The organism is Acidovorax sp. GW823-FHT05D11 (assembly GCF_058795695.1).
Genome location: NZ_CM179502.1, coordinates 3,707,782 through 3,726,745 on the forward strand (window position 1 = coordinate 3,707,782; position 18,964 = coordinate 3,726,745).

At 67.3% G+C, this 18,964-nt stretch carries 16 protein-coding genes; 8 read left to right on the top strand and 8 right to left on the bottom strand.

Annotated elements, in window-relative coordinates; translation table 11 throughout:
- Positions 1 to 53 precede the first annotated feature (53 nt).
- The 3 genes from rpoD (at position 54) to AC3RCE_RS17160 (ending at position 5,529) form a co-directional block, all read left to right on the top strand.
- On the top strand, positions 54 to 2,423 hold the full coding sequence (gene rpoD / locus AC3RCE_RS17150; RefSeq protein ID WP_492253549.1) for an RNA polymerase sigma factor RpoD: 2,370 nt from the start codon (positions 54 to 56) through the stop codon (positions 2,421 to 2,423).
- 260 nt (positions 2,424 to 2,683) lie between these two features.
- Positions 2,684 to 3,721, top strand: a complete 1,038-nt coding sequence (locus AC3RCE_RS17155; protein ID WP_218295385.1) for a Bug family tripartite tricarboxylate transporter substrate binding protein — start codon at positions 2,684 to 2,686, stop codon at positions 3,719 to 3,721.
- A 227-nt stretch (positions 3,722 to 3,948) separates the two neighbouring features.
- Complete coding sequence (locus AC3RCE_RS17160; RefSeq protein ID WP_218340242.1) at positions 3,949 to 5,529, top strand: methyl-accepting chemotaxis protein; 1,581 nt, start codon at positions 3,949 to 3,951, stop codon at positions 5,527 to 5,529.
- 207 nt (positions 5,530 to 5,736) lie between these two features.
- Here the strand turns inward: AC3RCE_RS17160 and AC3RCE_RS17165 are convergent, their stop codons facing one another.
- The 3 genes from AC3RCE_RS17165 to AC3RCE_RS17175 all read right to left on the bottom strand — a co-directional run bounded on the left by AC3RCE_RS17165 (position 5,737) and on the right by AC3RCE_RS17175 (position 9,071).
- Positions 5,737 to 6,753 carry a tripartite tricarboxylate transporter substrate binding protein gene (locus AC3RCE_RS17165; protein WP_218340241.1) on the bottom strand — a complete coding sequence of 339 codons (1,017 nt, stop codon included), beginning with the start codon at positions 6,751 to 6,753 and terminating at the stop codon, positions 5,737 to 5,739.
- A 69-nt stretch (positions 6,754 to 6,822) separates the two neighbouring features.
- Complete coding sequence (locus tag AC3RCE_RS17170; protein WP_369642879.1) at positions 6,823 to 8,067, bottom strand: CaiB/BaiF CoA transferase family protein; 1,245 nt, start codon at positions 8,065 to 8,067, stop codon at positions 6,823 to 6,825.
- A gap of 62 nt (positions 8,068 to 8,129) precedes the next feature.
- Positions 8,130 to 9,071 carry a hydroxymethylglutaryl-CoA lyase gene (locus tag AC3RCE_RS17175; protein WP_492255399.1) on the bottom strand — a complete coding sequence of 314 codons (942 nt, stop codon included), beginning with the start codon at positions 9,069 to 9,071 and terminating at the stop codon, positions 8,130 to 8,132.
- Between the two features lie 174 nt (positions 9,072 to 9,245).
- Here AC3RCE_RS17175 and AC3RCE_RS17180 point away from each other — a divergent pair, with 174 nt between their 5' ends.
- The 3 genes from AC3RCE_RS17180 (at position 9,246) to AC3RCE_RS17190 (ending at position 11,154) form a co-directional block, all read left to right on the top strand.
- Complete coding sequence (locus AC3RCE_RS17180) at positions 9,246 to 10,151, top strand: LysR family transcriptional regulator (RefSeq protein ID WP_492253550.1); 906 nt, start codon at positions 9,246 to 9,248, stop codon at positions 10,149 to 10,151.
- Positions 10,152 to 10,353: 202 nt separating this feature from the next.
- Positions 10,354 to 10,662 (top strand): winged helix-turn-helix transcriptional regulator, encoded by a 309-nt coding sequence (locus tag AC3RCE_RS17185; protein WP_218295389.1) that lies wholly within the window; start codon positions 10,354 to 10,356, stop codon positions 10,660 to 10,662.
- Between the two features lie 132 nt (positions 10,663 to 10,794).
- Complete coding sequence (locus AC3RCE_RS17190) at positions 10,795 to 11,154, top strand: FKBP-type peptidyl-prolyl cis-trans isomerase (RefSeq protein WP_218295390.1); 360 nt, start codon at positions 10,795 to 10,797, stop codon at positions 11,152 to 11,154.
- A 172-nt stretch (positions 11,155 to 11,326) separates the two neighbouring features.
- Here AC3RCE_RS17190 and AC3RCE_RS17195 read toward each other — a convergent pair whose 3' ends face one another.
- The 4 genes from AC3RCE_RS17195 to ppsA form a co-directional block, all read right to left on the bottom strand.
- Complete coding sequence (locus tag AC3RCE_RS17195) at positions 11,327 to 11,836, bottom strand: hypothetical protein (protein WP_218295391.1); 510 nt, start codon at positions 11,834 to 11,836, stop codon at positions 11,327 to 11,329.
- 189 nt (positions 11,837 to 12,025) lie between these two features.
- Positions 12,026 to 14,116: a VC_2705 family sodium/solute symporter gene (locus AC3RCE_RS17200; RefSeq protein WP_218295392.1), complete on the bottom strand. Its 2,091-nt coding sequence runs from the start codon at positions 14,114 to 14,116 to the stop codon at positions 12,026 to 12,028.
- 2 nt (positions 14,117 to 14,118) lie between these two features.
- Positions 14,119 to 14,457, bottom strand: a complete 339-nt coding sequence (locus AC3RCE_RS17205) for a DUF4212 domain-containing protein (RefSeq protein WP_492253551.1) — start codon at positions 14,455 to 14,457, stop codon at positions 14,119 to 14,121.
- A 180-nt stretch (positions 14,458 to 14,637) separates the two neighbouring features.
- A complete protein-coding gene (gene ppsA, locus AC3RCE_RS17210; RefSeq protein ID WP_492253552.1) occupies positions 14,638 to 17,028 on the bottom strand; it encodes a phosphoenolpyruvate synthase in 2,391 nt (796 codons plus the stop codon).
- A gap of 196 nt (positions 17,029 to 17,224) precedes the next feature.
- On the opposite strand from ppsA, the gene ppsR reads away from it, so the two are divergent.
- Complete coding sequence (gene ppsR / locus AC3RCE_RS17215; protein WP_218295395.1) at positions 17,225 to 18,046, top strand: posphoenolpyruvate synthetase regulatory kinase/phosphorylase PpsR; 822 nt, start codon at positions 17,225 to 17,227, stop codon at positions 18,044 to 18,046.
- A 221-nt stretch (positions 18,047 to 18,267) separates the two neighbouring features.
- Positions 18,268 to 18,489, top strand: coding sequence for a hypothetical protein (locus tag AC3RCE_RS17220; protein WP_369642881.1), 222 nt, complete (start codon positions 18,268 to 18,270; stop codon positions 18,487 to 18,489).
- An 80-nt stretch (positions 18,490 to 18,569) separates the two neighbouring features.
- Here the strand turns inward: AC3RCE_RS17220 and AC3RCE_RS17225 are convergent, their stop codons facing one another.
- Complete coding sequence (locus tag AC3RCE_RS17225; protein WP_492253553.1) at positions 18,570 to 18,959, bottom strand: hypothetical protein; 390 nt, start codon at positions 18,957 to 18,959, stop codon at positions 18,570 to 18,572.
- Positions 18,960 to 18,964 lie beyond the last annotated feature (5 nt).

Below are 18,964 nucleotides of genomic sequence, written 5' to 3' on the forward strand. Positions count from 1 at the left end.
ATCTGTGGCGCTTGCGTTTTCTTTGTGTCCGTTTTTGATTCTGAGGTTCTCCCATGCCCGCTCAAAAGTCCGCGAAGCCGCCCAAGTCTGCTCCAGGCACCGCCGCGAAGGCCGTTTCCACCCCTGCTGCCAAGGCTCCCGCGAAGGCCGCGGCCAAAAAAGCTGCACCCGCACCCGCCCCAGCAGCCAAGAAAGTTAAAACCGTGCCCGTGAAAAGTTCTGCCGAGCTGACAAAAGCCGCCGATGAATTGCTGAAGAAAAAGCCTGTCCGCGCCAAGGCTGCCGCATCCGACGAGGAAGACACCCCGAAGAAGCGCCCGGGACGCCCCGCCAAGGCCACGGGTGCCGCCGAATCCAAGGCGCCCGCCAAGCGGGGCCGCAAGCCCAAGGCTGCGGCCGGCGGCGATGAGAGCGGCGACGATACCGACCTGTCCGACATCGAAGCGGACCTGGAAGGTGAAGTCGAGGAAACCACCGAAGCCGCGGCCACGGTCGAGAAGGTCAAGCCGCTGCGCATGAAGATCAGCAAGGCGAAGGAACGCGCCTTGATGAAGGAATTCGGCCTGGACGAGACCGTCCTGTCCGAGGAAGACCTGGCCAAGCGCCGCTCGCGCCTGAAAACCCTGATCAAGCTGGGCAAGACCCGCGGCTACCTCACGCACGTCGAAATCTCCGACCACTTGCCCGACAAGCTGGTGGATGCCGAAACCCTCGAAGCCGTCATCACCACGCTGAACGACCTGGGCGTGGCCGTATACGAGCAGACGCCCGATGCCGAGGCGCTGATCATCACCGACAACGCTCCCACGGGCGCCAGCGAAGAAGAAGCCGAGGAAGCCGCCGAAGCCGCCCTGTCCACCGTGGACTCGGAATTCGGCCGCACCACCGACCCCGTGCGCATGTACATGCGCGAAATGGGCACGGTAGAGCTGCTCACGCGCGAAGGCGAGATCGAGATCGCCAAGCGCATCGAAGGCGGCCTGATGGCCATGATGGAGGCGATCAGCGCATCGCCCGCCACCATCGCCGAGATCCTCAACATGGGTGAGGAAATCCGCGAAGGCAAGGTCGTCATCTCCACCATCGTGGACGGCTTCTCCAACCCCAACGAGGCCGACGACTATGTGGCCGAGGAAGACTTCGACGAATTCGACGAAGCCGACGACGACGACGGCAAGGGCGGCTCCAAGGCGCTGACCAAGAAGCTCGAAGAGCTCAAGAAGCAGGCACTGGAACGCTTTGACAAGCTGCGCGAGCTGTTTGAAAAAGTGCACAAGGTGTACGACAAGGAAGGCTACGGCACTCCTGCGTACGTGAAGGCCCAGCAGGCCCTGTCGGCCGAGCTGATGACCATCCGCTTCACCGCCAAGACCATCGAGAAGCTGTGCGACATGGTGCGCGGCCAGGTGGACGACGTGCGCAAGAAGGAGCGCGAGCTGCGCCGCATCATCGTGGACAAGTGCGGCATGCCGCAGGAAACCTTCATCAAGGACTTCCCGCCCAACCTGCTGAACCTGAAGTGGGTGGAAAAGCAGGCCGCCGCCGGCAAGCCCTGGAGCACGGTGATGGCGCGCAACATTCCGCCCGTGCAGGAGCTGCAGCAAAAGCTGATGGACCTGCAATCGCGCGTGGTGGTGCCGCTGACCGAGCTCAAGGACATCAACAAGCGCATGAACGAGGGCGAGGCCACCTCGCGCGACGCGAAGAAGGAAATGATCGAGGCCAACCTGCGCCTCGTGATCTCCATCGCCAAGAAGTACACGAACCGCGGCCTGCAGTTCCTCGATTTGATCCAGGAAGGCAACATCGGCCTGATGAAGGCCGTGGACAAGTTCGAATACCGCCGCGGCTACAAGTTCTCGACCTACGCCACGTGGTGGATCCGCCAGGCCATCACGCGCTCGATCGCCGACCAGGCGCGCACCATCCGCATCCCGGTGCACATGATCGAGACCATCAACAAGATGAACCGCATCTCGCGCCAGCATCTGCAGGAGTTCGGCTTCGAGCCCGATGCATCCATCCTGGCCGCGAAGATGGAGATCCCGGAAGACAAGATCCGCAAGATCATGAAGATCGCCAAGGAGCCGATCTCCATGGAAACGCCGATCGGCGACGACGACGACAGCCACCTGGGCGACTTCATCGAGGACGGTGCCAACACCGCCCCCATCGAAGCCGCCATGCAGGCCGGCCTGCGCGACGTGGTCAAGGACATCCTCGATGGCCTCACCCCCCGCGAAGCCAAGGTGCTGCGCATGCGCTTCGGCATCGAGATGACCAGCGACCACACGCTGGAAGAAGTGGGCAAGCAGTTCGACGTGACCCGCGAACGCATCCGCCAGATCGAGGCCAAGGCACTGCGCAAGCTCAAGCACCCCAGCCGCTCGGACAAGCTGCGCAGCTTCATCGATTCGCTGTAACCACCCCGGCAGCCGGCTGCCCTGGCTGCACCCCAAGGCCCTGCCCCGCATCGCGGTGCGGGGCTTTTTTGTTTCTGCGGGGCGGCCCCGCGTTTACCCCGATGCTCCCGACAGCAAAATGACAGCTTGTAACGCGACTATTACATACTGCTGATGGAGACTGTCATGCAGTTCGGCACTCTCCGGCTGCAGGGCCTGGCATCCCAATGCACGCTGCACGTGCCCGTTCAACGACCTGCCACCTTTTTGCGAGACACCGCATGACATCCTTCAACCGCCGCCAGATCCTCACCCAGGCTGCCGCAGCCAGCGCCGTGGGCGCGCTCGGCGCATCGCTTGCAGCGCCTGCCTGGGCGCAGGCCGCCGGTGCAACTGCCGCCGGCGCGCGCGGCGCGCCCGCCAAGGCCTCCAGGCTGGCGCCCACGCTGCGCATCGTGATCCCAGCCAACCCCGGCGGTGGCTGGGACCAGACGGGCCGGGCGCTGGGTGCGGCCCTTGCCGCCGTCGGTGCGGCAGACCAGATCGAATACGAAAACGTCGGCGGCAAGGGCGGGACCATCGGCCTGGCCAAGTACGCGGAGAAGTACGGCAACGACGCCAACACCCTGCTGATGGGCGGCATGGTGATGGTGGGCGCCGTGGCCCTGCAGAAACCCGCCGTGGACCTGACCCACATCCAGCCGCTCGCACGGCTCACCAGCGACTACCTGGTGGCGGCGGTGGCGGCCAAATCCCCCATCAAGAACGCCAAGGACCTGGCCGAAGCCATGCGCGCGGACCTGCGCGCCGTGCCGGTGGCCGGAGGCTCCGCGGGGGGCGTGGACCACATCTTTGCCGGGGTGCTGGCCCGCGCGTCCAAAGCCAGCCCGGAAGGCCTGGTCTACAAGCCCTTCGCTGGCGGCTCCGAAGTGGTGGACGCCGTCGTGTCCGGCGGTGCGGCGATGGGCCTTTCCGGCTACAGCGAATTCAGCGACGCCATCGCGGCGGGCAAGCTGCGCGCCATCGGGGTATCGTCCCGCCGCAGCGCCTTTGGCCTGCCGGCCTTCCGTGAGCAGGGACTGGACGCGACCATGGCCAATTGGCGGGGCGTGTTCACCGGCAAAGGCGTGCCGCCCGCACGCGTGGCCGAGATGCTGGCCGCGGTCGAGGCGGCCACCGCTCACGAGTCCTGGCTGCGCACGCTCAAGAACAATCGCTGGGAACCCTCTTGGCTGACGGGCAAGGATTTGGCAGAGTTCATGGAGCTGGACCTCACCACGGCGCGGGTCATGGTGTACCTGCTCAAGCTGAAAGCCTAGAGACACCCCCGGGTCGCTTAGCGCCCCGGCGCAGCAGCCAGGAGCGGCCGCTCTTCGGGGCCGTGCGGGCCGGCGCCGGCAAACCGCTTGGAGTGGCGACGCCCGGCCCCGCAAGCAGGTGCGCCGCCCGCGCGGCGGGGGCGGCCCTTGCATGGCGGCCTCGGGCCATGGTCACGCCAGTTGCCACCGCAGCCAGTTCATCTGAAACGCATTGCCAGGAGCCGCTGATGAAAATGTCCAACCACTCCATCGGCGCACGCATGGCCACCGCGCTGGGCCTGGTGCTCGCCCTCCTGCTGGGGGCCGCGCTGTTCGGAATCGCGGCCCTGTACCGCAGCCTGGGAACCTACGAGACCACGGTGCAGGAGCGCGTGGCCCAGGAGCGCGCGGTAAGCCGCATGGAAAACGAGTTCAAGACCCAGGTGCAGGAGTGGAAGAACACCCTGCTGCGGGGCGAGGACTCGCGCAAGCGCGAGCTGCACTGGGCGGCGTTCCAGGCCAGCGAAAAGCGCGTGGCCGATGCGGCGAAGGCGCTGGAGCCCCAGCTGACCGATGCGCAGGAAAAGGCGGCGCTGCAGAAGTTCACACAGGCCCACGCGCAGATGGCGCAGGGCTACCGCAAGGGCTTTGAAGTGTTCCAGTCGCTCGGTTTTGTGCCCTCCGCGGGCGATGCCGACGTGGCCGACATCGACCAGGGCCCCGCCAGGCTGCTCACCGCCCTGAGCGAGCAGGTGGCCGCCAGCAGCGCGGCCATTGCCGAACAGGCGGCGCTGAACGCGCGGCGGGCGCTCGCCAGCAGCCTGGTGGCGCTGGCGCTGGTCACGGCCCTGGGCGGCTGCGCGGGCTGGCTGCTCACGCGCTCGGTGGTGCGCCCGCTGCGGGTGGCCGTCTCCGTCGCCAACAAGGTGGCTGCGGGCGACCTGACCACGACCATCCGGGTCGATGGCAAGGACGAACCCGCGCGGTTGCTTGAGGCCCTGCGCACCATGCAGGAGAACCTGGAAAACGTGGTGTCGGGCGTGCGCAGCAACGCCGAGGGCGTGGCCAGCGCCAGCGCAGAGATCGCCCAGGGGAACGTGGACCTGAGCATGCGCACCGAGGAGCAGGCGTCGTCGCTGGACGAAACCACCTCGTCCATGCAGCAGCTGCAGGCGACCGTGCAGCAGAACGCCTCCAACGCGCAGCGCGCGAGCGAGCTGGCCCGCAATGGCGCATCGGTGGCCCAGCGCGGAGGCGACGTGGTGACACAGATGGTGACGGTGGTCCAGGGCATCCAGGATAGCTCGCGCCGCATTGCCGACATCATCGGCGTCATCGACAGCATCGCGTTTCAGACCAACATCCTGGCGCTCAACGCCGCCGTGGAAGCCGCACGCGCCGGCGAGCAGGGGCGCGGCTTTGCCGTGGTGGCCAGCGAGGTGCGCAACCTGGCCACCCGCAGCGCGAGCGCCGCGCGCGAGATCAAGGAGCTGATCCAGACCAGCGTGGAGCGCGTGCAGGCCGGCTCCGACCTGGCCCGCAACGCGGGCAGCACCATGACGGAGGTGGTCTCCTCCATCCAGGGCGTGAGCGCGCTGATGAACGAAATCAGCCAGGCCAGCACCGCGCAGACCAGCGACATGCTGCGCGTCACGCAGGCCATCGTGCGCATGGACGAAACCACGCAGCAGAACGCGGCCCTGGTGGAAGAAAGCGCGGCGGCGGCCGGCAGCCTGAGCGGCCAGGCGCGCCAGCTGGTGGAGGCCGTGGAAGTGTTCCGCCTGCGCGGCAGCCACCGTGCCTTGGCATTGCCACCTGCGGCGCATTGAATGCCGCACAGGGACGTACTGGCGTCGAACAAGCGCCTATTGCTATATTTTATATAGCAACAAGCCATTATTCAATAAGCGCCGGACACCCGTTTCCATGGATTTTCTGGACCACGGCGGAGGATCTCCGTTGTCCAGCGGCCTGCGCATTGCCCCTGCAACCGGGGCCGCGCAGGCGCGCAGCGCCTCGGAGGGAGGGCTCCCCAACTAATCTATCTTGAGCCCGGACTGCTTCACCAGCCTCGCCATGCGCGCCACCTCGGTGCGGAAGAACGCAGCCGTGGCATCCGGCGTTGTGGCCTGCAGCAGATAGCCCTGGGCGAGCAGCGCGTCGCGCACCTCGGGCATCCCCAGGGTGGCGCGCACGGCCTGGTAGACCCGTTCGGCCTCCGCCTTGGGCAGGCCCGCGGGCCCCACCATGCCGACCCATCCATCCAGCGCGTACTGCGGCAGGCCCTGTTCCGCGATGGTGGGCAGATCCGGCAACAGCGGCGAGCGGGTGGTGGACGACAGGCCGATGGCCTTGAGCGTGCCCGCCTTCACATGCGGCGCCGCCACGGCCACCGCGATGAACGCCAGCTGGATCTGCCCGCCCAGCACGTCGGCCGTGAGCGGCCCCATGCCACGGTAGGGGATGTGCTTGATGTCGACCTGCGCTTCGTGCACGAACATCTCGGCCGCGAGGTGCAGGATGGTCCCGTTGCCCGACGAACCGTAGTTCAGGGTCCCGGGCTGGGCCTTGGCCAGGGCGATGAGTTCGCGCACGTTCCGGGCGGCCACCGAGGGGTGCGCCACCAGCACGAACGGCGTCGCACCGATCACGGTGATGGGCGTCACGTCGTCGACGGCATCGTACGGAATGCTCTTGAAGACGCTGGGGTTCACCACGTGGTTGTTGGACACCATGCCCAGTGCCGAGCCGTCCCTGGGCGCCTTGACGATCATCGAGGTGCCGGTGATGCCCCCCGCTCCGGGGAAGTTCTCGATCACCACGGCGCGCCCGAGCGACTTGCCCAGGCCGGGCCCGAAGGCGCGCGCCAGGCCGTCCACGCCCGAACCGGCGCTCACGGGCAGGATCAGGCGCAGCGGGCGCTCCGACGCCGCCTGGGCCCACGCGTGCAAAGGCGCTGCCAGGCCGGCGGCCAACGCGGCCAGCGCCGTGCGCCGGCGCAGCGCCGGTGGCGGGCAGGCGGGGTGGTGGTGGATGAAAGGATGGTGGTGCATGGCGGTTGTCTCCGTGTTGTGATCTCATCCATCGCCCGGCGGGTGCACGCGCCCCTGCGGGCGCATTGCTCAAGCCACGGCGTGCCTGTCCTGCAGCGCCTGGATCTGCGCGGGGGTGTAGCCCAGTTCCTGCATGAGCGCGCCGGTGTGCTGGCCCAGCACGGGCGGCTGCAGCCGCACGCCCAGGCGCTGGCCGTCCATGCGCAGCGGGCACAGCGTGGTGCGGGCGGTCTGCCCCGCCCGCTCGCCATCGGGCAGGGTGATGTCGGCCAGGCCGCCCGTGGCGTTGAGGTGCGGGTCGTCAAAGAGCTGCTCGGGCCGCGAAATGGGTGCGAACGGCAGGCCGTGCTTTTCAAAGATGGCCGCCAGCTCGGCGGCGCTGTAAGTGGCCAGGCGCTGGCGCAGGTCGGGCATCAGCGTGGCACGGGCGCGCACCCGGTCGTTGTTCGTGGCCAGTTGCGGGTGGGCCTTGAGGTCGGCGAACCCCATGGCGTCGCAAAAGGTGATCCATTGCGCATCGCTGACGGCGGCCAGGAAAATCTGCTCGCCATCCTTCACGCTGAACACGTCGTACAGCGCCCAGGACGAGATGCGGTCCGGCATGGGCGCGGCCGGCTGGCCGGTGACGGCGTACTGCATCATGTGCTGGCCGACCAGGAAGACGTTGTTCTCGAACAGCGCCGAATCCACCTCCTGCCCCCGCCCGGTGATGCCGCGCTGCATCAGCGCCGCCATGGCACCGATGGCGCCGAACATGCCGCCCATGATGTCGTTCACGCTGGTGCCCGCGCGCAGCGGGTCGCCGGGCCGGCCGGTCATGTAGGCCAGGCCGCCCATCATCTGCACCACCTCGTCGAGCGCCGTGCGGTGCTCATACGGGCCCGGCAAGAAACCGGTGTGATTCACGTAGATCAGGCGCGGGTTGAGCTGGCTCAGGGCCGCGTGGTCCAGCCCGTATTTCGCCATCACGCCCGGCTTGAAGTTCTGCGCCACCACGTCGGCCGAGGCGGCCAGCTTGCGCGCGACCTCCAGGCCCTCGGGGCTGCGCAGGTCCAGCGCGATGCTCTTCTTGTTGCGGTTGAACATGGGGAAGAAGCCCGCGCCGGCGCCCAGCAGGTGGCGCGTGCGGTCGCCGTCCACGGGCTCGACCTTGATGACCTCGGCCCCGAGGTCCGCCAGCACCATGCCGCAGGTGGGGCCCATGACCATGTGGGTGAACTCCACCACGCGCAGGCCCTGCAGGGGCAGTGCACGGGGGGCAGAGGTGCCGGGTGGCGCGAGCGGGGAGGAAGAAGAATCGGTGTGGGATGTCATGGGGCGACGATACGGGATGGAAGGGCGCGCGGCGGTGGCTCAATGTTGAGCTCGTGGCGAGCTCAGTGGATGGCGGCGAGGGAGACGGTCCCTGCGCCGGTGCGCGGTACCCCGGCCTGCCACAGCGTGCCGTGCAGGGTCTCCCCGGCCAGCCAGCCCGCCACACGCTCGCGCAGCGCCAGCAGCGCGTCCACGTCGATGCCGGTTGCGACGCCCATGCGTTCCAGCATGAACACAAGGTCTTCGGTGGTGACATTGCCGCTGGCGCCCGGCGCGTGCGGGCAGCCGCCGATGCCGGCCAGGCAGGCATCAAAGCGGGTGATGCCGGTCTGCCAGGCCGCGTAGACGTTGGCCAGGCCCATGCCGCGCGTGTCGTGAAAGTGCGCGCAGGCCAGCCGGTCTCCCACCAGCGCGCGGGCCTTCTCGAACAGGCGGGCCACCGAGGCCGGGTCGGCATAGCCCACGGTGTCGGCCAGGCTCACATGGTCGGCCCCGGCATCCAGCAGGGCCTGCATCAGGCGCAGCACCTCGCTCTCGGCCACCTCGCCCTGCAGGGTGCAGCCAAACGCCGTACCCACGCCGCCCTCGATCAGGCAGCGGCTGCCGCTGGCGTCGCGCAGCGCGCGGATGCGCGCCACCTCGGCCACCACGTCGTCGGGTGTCTTGCGCAGGTTGGCCAGGCTGTGGGCATGGCTGGCGGACAGGGGCACCACCATCAGGTCGGCGCCGCATTCAAGCGCACGTTCGGCGCCTTTGTAGTTGGGCACCAGCACCGAGGCGACCAGGCCCGGCAGGGTCTTGGCATGGGCCAGCACCTCGGCGGTGTCGGCCAGCTGGGGCAGCAGGCGGGCGGGCACGAAGGAGCCGACCTCGATCTCGCGCTGGCCCGCGGCATAGGCCGCGTCGAGCCAGTCGATCTTGTGCGCGGTGGACACCATGGTGGCGATGCTCTGCAGGCCGTCGCGCAGGCCCACTTCGCGCACCACGGCCCGCGCGGGCGCCATGCCGGGCGCGGGACGGGTCGCGGGGAAAAAAGAAGGGGTGTTCACGGCGTTGTCTCCAGCTCGTTGGTGTTCCGTGGGAGATTCTAGAAATTCCCAACAGAATCAGAAAATACATCTCGGAAGCCATATGATTCCCAAAAAGAACATCACAGTCTTTCAAGCGGAGGCAATTGCATGCGCGATCTCGACCTGCAGACCCTGCGCCTGTTTGCCGCCGTGTGCGAGCAGCGCAGCATCGCGCGCGTGGCCGAGCAGGAGTCCATCGTGGGTTCGGCCATCAGCAAGCGGCTGGCCCAGCTGGAGGACACGGTGGGCACCGCCCTGCTGGTGCGCAAGCGGCGCGGCGTCATTCCTACCCCGGCGGGGGAAACGCTGCTGGAACACGCGCGCACCATGCTCGCCAGCGTGGGCCAGATCGAGCGTGACATGGCCGCCTATGCCACCGGCATCCGGGGCCACGTGCGCATGCTGGTCACGGCCTCGGTCATGGCCGAATCGCTGGCCGACGATGTGGCCGCCTTCCTGCAGGACCCGGCGCACCGCGACATCCAGGTGAGCCTGGAGGAGCGCGTGAGCCCGGACGTGGTGCAGGGCATCCGCGACGGCAGCGCGTCCATTGGCATCTGCTGGGACGCGGCGAACCTCTCCGGCCTGGAAACGCGCGGCTACCGCAATGACCACCTCGCCGTGGTGGCACATGCCTCGCACCCCGTGGCCCGGCACGCCAGCGTGCGGTTCGCCGACGTGCTGGACCATGAATTCGTGAGCATGCCCGCGCTGAGCGCCGTGCAGGTGCTGCTGGCGCGCGCCGCGGCCGTGGAGGGAAAAATGCTCGCGCACCGGGTGCTGGTGTCCAACTTCGACGCGGCCCTGCGGGTGGTGCGCGCCAACCTGGCCATCAGCGTCGTGCCGCGCGAGGTCGCCCTGCCCTTTGCCCAAACCGCCCCGGTGCGCGTGATTCCGCTGAGCGATCCCTGGGCCCGGCGGCGCTTCGCCATCTGCTACCGCAGCGCCCAGATGCTGACCCCGGCCGCACAGTTGCTGGTCCACCACCTGGCGGGGCTGGGCCGCCAGGAATGACCGCCTCCAACCGTGGCCCCATCGCAACAGTTTGAGTTGTAACACGTCATTTTTGGGGCGTAGCGCATGCGTGGTGTGCGTTCTGAGCTACTAAACTTGTAGCAAAATGGGTTCCGCGCTATAGTCTCAGCGCATCAGCGGGCCCGGCATTCGCCCACCCGAATGAAAACTTGATCCAACACTTGCGCGAGGAGAAGCGTCCATGAGCTCCAAAGAAAATGCCGCCATCAACCAGTTGTTCGAGCGGCTCGAATGCCGTTACGCACTGCGCGTGCTCTGGGCCCTGAAGGACGGCCACCCCCAGACCTTCCGCCTGCTGCAGGACAGCGTGGGGGGCATCACCCCCAACACGCTCAACACCCGCATCAAGGAACTGCGCGAAGCCGGCTTCGTGGACCATGGCAGCGACGGCTACACCGTCACTCCTTCCGGCGCCGACCTGCTCAAGCGCCTGTCGGACGTGCAGGCCTTCGCCACCCGCTGGGTGGCCGGCCGCGCCAAGAAGGTCTGACCACAGGCCAGCGGTCCCGTCTGTTCCCCGCGAAGGGGCTTCTCGTTAAAATACAGGGCCAAATTAGCTTCTAGCGCATGACATACAAGCGCTAGAAGCTATATTTTTAATAGCAAGCAAGGAATTTCATCCATGGCACTGACCACCACCGCATCCGGACTGCAATACGAAGACACCACCGTGGGCGACGGCGCCGAAGCCACCAAGGGCCAGAACGTGTCGGTGCACTACACCGGCTGGCTCTACAACAACGGCGAGCAAGGCGCCAAGTTCGACTCCAGCCACGACCGCAACGACCCCTTCGAGTTCTCTCTGGGCGGCGGCATGGTCATCAAGGGCTGGGATGAAGGCGTGCAGGGCATGAAGATCGGCGGCAAGCGCACGTTGATCATCCCCGCGGCCCTGGGCTACGGCGCGCGCGGCGCGGGCGGTGTGATCCCTCCGAACGCCACGCTCAAGTTCGATGTGGAACTGCTCAAGGTCGGCCGCTGATCGCGCAGCCTGCGCGGCAGCATCCGACACGACACCAAAGCGGCCTTCGGGCCGCTTTTTTTACGCCTGGCCCGCCATCTGTGGCATGGGCGCAGCCCAGGCCAAGCCCGCGCGCAAGGATGCCGCGCCGTAGAAAGGAAAGGAAAGGCACAGAGCGGCTCGGGGTGTCCCATCAATCAAAAAGCGCCTTGTCCAGCCGCTCGAACTTCGCGTCGCCCACGGCCTCGCGGATCTTCGGTGCCAGCGCCGCCAGGTCCTCGAAACTGCCCGCTCCCTCCACGGCCAGGTTCAGCCGGAACCCGCGCAGCCCCATGGCGGCGGTCAGCTCGGTGGCAATCGGGTAGGCCGCCTGGTAGCGCTCTTTCGGCGTGCGCCCCGAACCCTCCAGCGGCGATGCCACCGTGCCCAGGTCCGTCGCTGGCGCGGGTTCGGCCACGGGGGCTGGCTGGCTGGCGGCCATTGCGGCAGGCAGGGACTGCCCCGCCAGCGGCGCCAGCAACCCCTGGGCGATCATGGCCTGCACGTCGTCCTGCGTGATTCCCATGGCCGCGGTGGCCGCCAGAATCTCGCCCGTGGAGCGCTTGCCATCAAACAGGATGAAGGCCGAACGCTGGCGCGAACTGAGACTGCCGTGCCGGTCCTTGAGCGCTTCTTGCCCTGCCGGCGTTTTGACGAGAACCATGAGCCTCCTTGAGCTGAACGGTGGCGGGTTGACGCGGGGCACCCACCACCCCACGAGCCCCTGCAGGCCAGATTCTCACGTTTGTGCACCATTGAAAATCGGGGTTTACGCATAACCATGGCAGCGCTGGCCGGAACGCGGTCGCGCCCCTCCTGGCCCCGTGCCGCAACCCGCAATCCCGCGGCGCCGCTACATCTCGGAGCGGATGCGCGGCAAGGCGGGCGCGGGCCGCGTCACCCAGCTCACCACCACGGCGACCACCAGTCCCGTCGGCACGCCGAACACGCCGGCCGAGATGGGCTGGATGCCAAACCAGAGCCCGTCCGCCAGCATCCAGCTGGGCAGCGCGCGCATGGCCGACACATGCGAAAGCATGTAGTACACCGCCACGCCCAGCCCCGCCACCATGCCGGCCACCGCGCCCTGCCGCGTGGTGCCGCGCCAGAAGATGCCCAGCACCATCACCGGCACGAAAGCCGATGCGGCCAGGGAGAACGACGCCGACACCATGGGCAGGATCTCTGACGGCTTGAGCGCCGCGACAAAGGCCGCCGACAAGGCCACCGCCAGCAGCGCGAACTTGCTCAGGATCACACGCTGCTCGGGCGACGCCTCGCGCTGGGTGTCCTGGAAATACAGGTCGCGCACCAGCGCATTGCTGATGGTGAGCAGCAGGCCGTCGGCGGTGGACAGCGCCGCGGCCAGCCCACCCGCGGCCACCAGACCGGAGACCACATACGGCAGGCCCCCCAGCTCCGGCGTGGCCAGCATGATGAGGTCGGCCCCGAGCCGGATCTCGCCAAACTGCACGATGCCGTCGCTGTTCACGTCCTCCACCGACAGCAGCGAGCTGTCCACGCGTGCCCACTGGGCCATCCAGTTGGGAAGGGCCTCGAAGCTGCTGCCCACCAGGTTCTGCATGACCTCGAACTTCACCAGCACCGCCAGCGCCGGGGCGCTCAGGTACAGCAAGGCGATGAAGAACAGCGACCACGCCACCGAGGCGCGCGCCGCCGACACCGTGGGCGAGGTGTAGTAGCGCGTGAGCAGGTGCGGCAGGCCCGCCGTGCCCACCATCAGGCAGAACATGAGCGCCAGGAAATTGCGGCGCGTCAGCTCGTAGTCGCGCTGCTCCTCGGGGGTACCCTTCGGGTCGCCCACATAGGCCTGGCTGTGCAGGGGCAAGCCACCGAGGGGGCGGGCACGCTCGTAGTTCTCGCGCATCTCGCGGGTCCAGCGCTCGCGGGCCGCGGCGGCATCGCGCGGCAGGGCCGCCAGCTCGCGGCTGGCCGTGACGATCAGGCCCACATCGGCGTTCTGGGTGCGCAGCGCGCGGATGCGCTCGCGCCCCTTCTCGCGTTCGCGCTCCAGGGCACCCTCCACGTCGCTCAGGCGGGCCTCGAAATCCTGGGCGCGCCGCAGGTAGGTCTGCACCACCTGGTGTTCCGCCGGCGAATCGAGCAGTTGCGCCTCCAGATCGGCGATCTTGCTGATCTGCTCGCCATAGACCAGCGGCGCCAGCGGGTTGCCAAGCTGCTTGTAGGCCAGCCAGGACACCGGGATCAGGAAGGCCAGCAGCAGCACCACGTACTGCGCCACCTGCGTCCACGTGATGGCGCGCATGCCGCCCAGGAACGAGCACAGCAGCACGCCGCCCAGTCCCAGCATGATGCCGATCTCGAACTGCACGCCGGTCAGGCGCGAGGCGATCAGCCCCACGCCGTAGATCTGCGCCACCACGTAGGTGAACGAGCACAGCACGGCGGCCAGCGCGGCGATCACGCGCGGCCACCGGCCGCCAAAACGCACGTGGAAAAAATCGGGCACGGTGTACAGGCCCATGGCGCGCAGGTGCGGCGCGATCAGCATCGCCACGAGGCAGAAGCCGCCCGTCCAGCCCAGCAGGTAGGCGAGGCCCCCCGCTTGCCCCGGCGTGCCGGAAAAGCCCTGCAGGTAGAGCGCCCCCGACAGGCTGATGAACGACGCGGCGCTCATCCAGTCGGCCGCCGCCGCCATGCCGTTGTACATGGGCGGAATCCGCCGGCCGGCCACGTAGTATTCCTCCGGGTCGGTGGTGCGGCCGTAGACGCCGATGCCCGCGTACACCATCACCGTGAGGAACAGGAAGATGGGGCCGATCCAGTGGCGCGAGAGCCCCTGGTGCTCCGCCCAGGTCATCAGCGCCAGGAAGGCCAGCACGCCCGCCACATACAGCGCCAGGATGCGGTGCAGCCGCCACAGGTAGGCCCGGTCTGCGCCGGAGGAATTGTTCTCAGCCATGGTCAGCCAGGAGGAAGGGCCGCGTCTTCCAGGGATGCGGCCGCAATGCGCTCAGCGTCCTGGCGCTCGAACCGGTTCATGGCCCATCCATAGGCCACCACGATGCCGATGAACACCAGCACCGCACCCTGTGCCGCGATCCAGTAGCCCAGGGGCCAGGCGCCGAACACCAGCAACTGCAGGTCCCTGGCGAAATAGGTGGCGCCAAACGACACCAGCGCCCACAGCAGCAGCAGGCCCGCCTTGAGTTTCAGGTGCCGCACATCGTGCAGATCGGGCGGGAACGGGCCCGCCATTTCCGCCTCGGATGGTGATCGACGGGGCATGGCGGAGTCGTTCATGCAGGCTCTCAGCGATCCACGGCCCTGCGGGCCACGCGTGGCCCGTGCAATGAGGGCAGGTCGAACAACAGGCCCCCCCGCACAAGTGCCGCCCCGCCGCGCCGGGCGCGCACCCCCTTCTGCGCGTGGCGCGCGAGAAGGGGAAAGCGGCACGGCCGCCCGGGGGGTTGCCGCGTCACGTCAGCCTGCCAGTTGCTGCCAGGTGGCGATCACGCTGTCGGGATTGAGCGAGATCGACGAGATGCCCTCGGCGGCCAGCCACTGGGCGAAGTCCGGGTGGTCGCTGGGGCCCTGGCCGCAGATGCCGATGTACTTGCCCTGTGCCAGGCAGGCCTTGATGGCCTGGTGGATCAGCTGCTGCACAGCGGGGTCGCGCTCGTCGAAGTCGTGCGCCAGCAGTTCCAGCCCCGAGTCGCGGTCCAGGCCCAGGGTGAGCTGGGTCAGGTCGTTGGAGCCGATGGAGAAGCCGTCGAAGAACTCCAGGAAACGCTCGGCCAGGATGGCGTTGCTCGGCACCTCGCACATCATGATGACCTTGAGGTCGTCCTTGCCGCGCTGCAGGCCGTGCTGGGCCAGCAGCTGCGTCACGCGCTCGGCCTGGCCCAGCGTGCGCACGAAGGGCACCATCACCTGCACGTTGGTCAGGCCCATGTCGTTGCGCACGCGCTTCAGGGCCTCGCACTCCATCGCGAAGGCTTCGCCGAAATCAGCGCTCAGGTAGCGCGCCGCACCGCGGAAGCCCAGCATCGGGTTTTCTTCCTCGGGCTCGTAGCGGCTGCCGCCGATGAGCTTCCTGTACTCGTTGGACTTGAAGTCCGACAGGCGCACGATCACCGGCTTGGGGTAGAAGGCGGCGGCGATGGTGGCCACGCCTTCGGCCACCTTGTCCACGTAGAAGGCGCGCGGGCTGGCATGGCCCCGGGCCACGGACTCCACGGCCTTCTTCAGGTCGGCATCGATCTGCGGGTAGTCCAGGATGGCCTTGGGGTGCACGCCGATGTTGTTGTTGATGATGAACTCGAGGCGCGCCAGGCCCACGCCCTCGTTGGGCAGCTGGCAGAAATCGAAGGCCAGCTGGGGGTTGCCCACGTTCATCATGATCTTGGTCTTGATGCTGGGCATCTCGCCGCGCTGCACCTCGGTGACCTCGGTCTCGAGCAGGCCGTCGTAGATGCGGCCGGTGTCGCCCTCGGAGCAGCTCACGGTGACCAGCGTGCCATCTTTCAGCAGTTCGGTCGCGTCACCGCAGCCCACCACGGCCGGAATGCCCAGCTCGCGCGCGATGATGGCGGCGTGGCAGGTGCGACCGCCCCGGTTGGTGACGATGGCGCTGGCGCGCTTCATCACGGGTTCCCAGTTGGGGTCGGTCATGTCGGTCACGAGCACGTCGCCGGGCTGCACCTTGTCCATCTCGGCAATGTTGTGCACCAGGCGCACGGGGCCGGTGCCGATCTTCTGGCCAATGGCGCGGCCCTCGGCCAGCACGGTGCCCTGGCCCTTGAGCTTGTAGCGCATCTCGGCCTGGCCCTTGGACTGGCTCTTCACGGTTTCGGGCCGTGCCTGCAGGATGTAGAGCTGGCCGTCGGTACCGTCCTTGCCCCATTCGATGTCCATCGGGCGGCCGTAGTGCTGCTCGATCACCAGCGCATACTGGGCGAGCTGCTGCACGTCGGCATCGGTCAGGGAATAGCGGTTGCGCTGCTCGGTGGGCACGTCGGTGGTCTTCACCAGCTTGCCCGAGGCGGCCTTCTCCTGGGGCGTGGAAAACACCATCTGGATGAGCTTGCTGCCCAGGTTGCGGCGGATCACGGCCTTCTTGCCGGCACGAAGCATGGGCTTGTGCACGTAGAACTCGTCGGGGTTCACGGCGCCTTGCACCACGGTCTCGCCCAGGCCGTAGCTGCTGGTGATGAACACCACCTCTTCAAAACCGGACTCGGTGTCGATGGTGAACATCACGCCGGCCGCGCCCAGGTCGGAGCGCACCATGCGCTGCACCCCGGCCGACAGGGCCACGACGTCGTGCTCGAAGCCCTTGTGCACGCGGTAGGAGATGGCGCGGTCGTTGTACAGGGAGGCGAACACCTCCTTCATCTTGTGCAGCACGTCGTCGATGCCCACCACGTTCAGGAAGGTCTCCTGCTGGCCCGCAAACGATGCGTCCGGCAGGTCTTCGGCCGTGGCGGACGAGCGCACCGCGAACGAGGCGGCGGGGTTGCCGGCGCTCAGCGTGGCGAATGCTTCGGCAATGGCTTGTTGCAGGTCGGCCGGGAAGGGCTGGGCCTCGACCATGGCACGGATCTCGGCACCGACGGCGGCCAGGGCGCGCACATCTTCGGTGTCCAGGCTCTTGAGCTTGGCGCTGATCTTGTCAGCCAGGCCGTCGTGGGCCAGGAACTGGCGAAACGCGTGCGCCGTGGTGGCAAAGCCCGTGGGCACCCGCACGCCCTGGGGCAGCTGGGAGATCATCTCGCCGAGGGAGGCGTTTTTACCGCCTACGGCCTCGACATCGGTCATTCTCAGGTTTTCAAACGGTACGACCAGGGCGGTCGGGCTGAAAAGTGCAGACATGGGAAAGCTCCAGAAGTTGAAACCGGGTCTGCGCGCCCGCCCCCTTGGAGCGATGGGCGAGCGGCCATGCACGGGCAGCGGCTTTGTCGTTGTGGTTGTGGGCCGACGAAGTGCATGGTGAGAATTTGGATAATTGTCACAATTGTAGGCCTGCGGCACTGGCGGCAGGCTGACGTACTGAAAGGCACCCTGCTCCATGCACACGCGCACCGTTTTTTTCGTCTCGGACGGCACCGGCATCACCGCCGAAACCTTCGGCAATGCCATTTTGGCGCAGTTCGAGATGAAGCCGCGCCATGTGCGCCTGCCCTTCATCGACACCGTGGACAAGGCCCACCAGGCGGTGCGGCAGATCAACCACACGGGCGAGGTCGAGGGAAAGAAGCCTGTGGTCTTCACCACCCTTGTCAACATGGAAGTGCTCAAGGTCATCCAGGAAGGCTGCAAGGGCATGCTGCTGGACATGTTCGGCACCTTCGTGCACCCGCTGGAAGAAGAACTGGGCATCAAGTCGCACCACCGTGTCGGCCGCTTCAGCGACGTGAGCCGCAGCAAGGAATACACCGACCGCATCGAGGCCATCAACTTCAGCCTGGCGCACGACGACGGCCAGAGCAACCGCGACCTGGCCGGTGCCGACGTGATCCTGGTGGGCGTGAGCCGCAGCGGCAAGACACCGACCAGCCTGTACCTGGCCATGCAGTGCGGCCTCAAGGCGGCCAACTACCCGCTGATCCCCGAAGACTTCGAGCGCCGCCAGTTGCCCCCCGCGCTGGTGCCGTTTCGCAGCAAGATCTTCGGCCTGACCATCAGCCCCGACCGCCTGGCCGAAATCCGCGCGGAGCGCCGTCCCAACTCCCGCTACGCCAGCCTGGAGAACTGCCGCATGGAAGTCTCCGAAGCCGAGGCCATGATGCGCCGCGCGGGCATCCGGTGGTTGTCCACCACCACCAAGTCCATCGAAGAGATCGCCACGACCATCCTGCAGGAGATCCGGCCGGAGCGGCTGGTGTACTGAGGGGCGAACCGCCGAGCGTGTGCGCCGAACGCGTCGCACCCCGTCGCTTGATTAAAAAAGGCTCTAGCGCTTGATCAGCAATATCTGATAGCTATTAATATGTGAGCGATTGGGAGCACCAACCTCGACCGCGCCCCTGCGCGTGGATCGCTTTGTGCGGCATCGCGCCCCCGGAGCCTCGTTAAAAAAACCCGCATCCTTCACGTTGCCCTGGTGCCCTGGTGTCTTTTGCAGCCGCCGCAATGGTGGTGCTGTTCGTCGGCAAACGTTGGTACGACTACGTGCACAAGGCCACTTCGCCCTACGACGAAGTGGGGCTCGAACTGAACTCCAGGGCGCCAGCGCCCCTGAACCGCCAGGGCTGCGCGCAACTGCAGGAACGCTTTGCCCGGGTCGTGCCACCCTACGGGTGCGCTACCGGCGATGGACGTCAGTGGAAATAGGCCGGCCCTGAGGGCGAATCCACGCGCAGCAGCTGGCGGGGTCATGCCGCCGGCCTGCAGCACGCTGAATGAGCGCGCGCCTACTTCACCGCGAACCGCACATTCGCCGGCTTCTTGCCCGGCAGCGCCACCAGCGCCACCACCTTGGTGCCCGCGGCCACCTTGAACGTGCCCTTGGCTTCCAGCCGGCCTTCTCCCGCTGGCACCAGCATCGCCTCGGATTTTTCCGTACCGTTCAGCAGCGTGAGCTTGGCGTTCACTCCTTCGGTCCTGGCGGGCTTGCCGTGGTCGCGCAGGTGCAGCGTGAGGAGGTCGGGCTTGGCCACGAGTTCGTAGTCCATGTCACTGGCTTCCACGACGATGCCGCCATGCAGCGGCTTGTGTTCGTGCCCGTGGGCGTGGTCGCCTGCTGCAAAGGCAGTGCCACAGAATGCGAGGGCCAGGGTGGCGAGAAGATGTTTCGTTGTCATGGTGA

What these genes read in the sequence shown, in the direction of transcription:
- AC3RCE_RS17170 (WP_369642879.1), bottom strand. Translation starts at nt 8,067, where the DNA reads ATGACATCCCACACCGATTCTTCTTCCTCCCCGCTCGCGCCACCCGGC.
- AC3RCE_RS17205 (WP_492253551.1), bottom strand. Translation starts at nt 14,457, where the DNA reads ATGAACGACTCCGCCATGCCCCGTCGATCACCATCCGAGGCGGAAATG.
- AC3RCE_RS17160 (WP_218340242.1), top strand. Translation starts at nt 3,949, where the DNA reads ATGAAAATGTCCAACCACTCCATCGGCGCACGCATGGCCACCGCGCTG.
- ppsA (WP_492253552.1), bottom strand. Translation starts at nt 17,028, where the DNA reads ATGTCTGCACTTTTCAGCCCGACCGCCCTGGTCGTACCGTTTGAAAAC.
- ppsR (WP_218295395.1), top strand. Translation starts at nt 17,225, where the DNA reads ATGCACACGCGCACCGTTTTTTTCGTCTCGGACGGCACCGGCATCACC.
- rpoD (WP_492253549.1), top strand. Translation starts at nt 54, where the DNA reads ATGCCCGCTCAAAAGTCCGCGAAGCCGCCCAAGTCTGCTCCAGGCACC.
- AC3RCE_RS17185 (WP_218295389.1), top strand. Translation starts at nt 10,354, where the DNA reads ATGAGCTCCAAAGAAAATGCCGCCATCAACCAGTTGTTCGAGCGGCTC.
- AC3RCE_RS17180 (WP_492253550.1), top strand. Translation starts at nt 9,246, where the DNA reads ATGCGCGATCTCGACCTGCAGACCCTGCGCCTGTTTGCCGCCGTGTGC.
- AC3RCE_RS17155 (WP_218295385.1), top strand. Translation starts at nt 2,684, where the DNA reads ATGACATCCTTCAACCGCCGCCAGATCCTCACCCAGGCTGCCGCAGCC.
- AC3RCE_RS17165 (WP_218340241.1), bottom strand. Translation starts at nt 6,753, where the DNA reads ATGCACCACCATCCTTTCATCCACCACCACCCCGCCTGCCCGCCACCG.
- AC3RCE_RS17225 (WP_492253553.1), bottom strand. Translation starts at nt 18,959, where the DNA reads ATGACAACGAAACATCTTCTCGCCACCCTGGCCCTCGCATTCTGTGGC.
- AC3RCE_RS17175 (WP_492255399.1), bottom strand. Translation starts at nt 9,071, where the DNA reads ATGGCGCCCGCGCGGGCCGTGGTGCGCGAAGTGGGCCTGCGCGACGGC.
- AC3RCE_RS17200 (WP_218295392.1), bottom strand. Translation starts at nt 14,116, where the DNA reads ATGGCTGAGAACAATTCCTCCGGCGCAGACCGGGCCTACCTGTGGCGG.
- AC3RCE_RS17190 (WP_218295390.1), top strand. Translation starts at nt 10,795, where the DNA reads ATGGCACTGACCACCACCGCATCCGGACTGCAATACGAAGACACCACC.
- AC3RCE_RS17195 (WP_218295391.1), bottom strand. Translation starts at nt 11,836, where the DNA reads ATGGTTCTCGTCAAAACGCCGGCAGGGCAAGAAGCGCTCAAGGACCGG.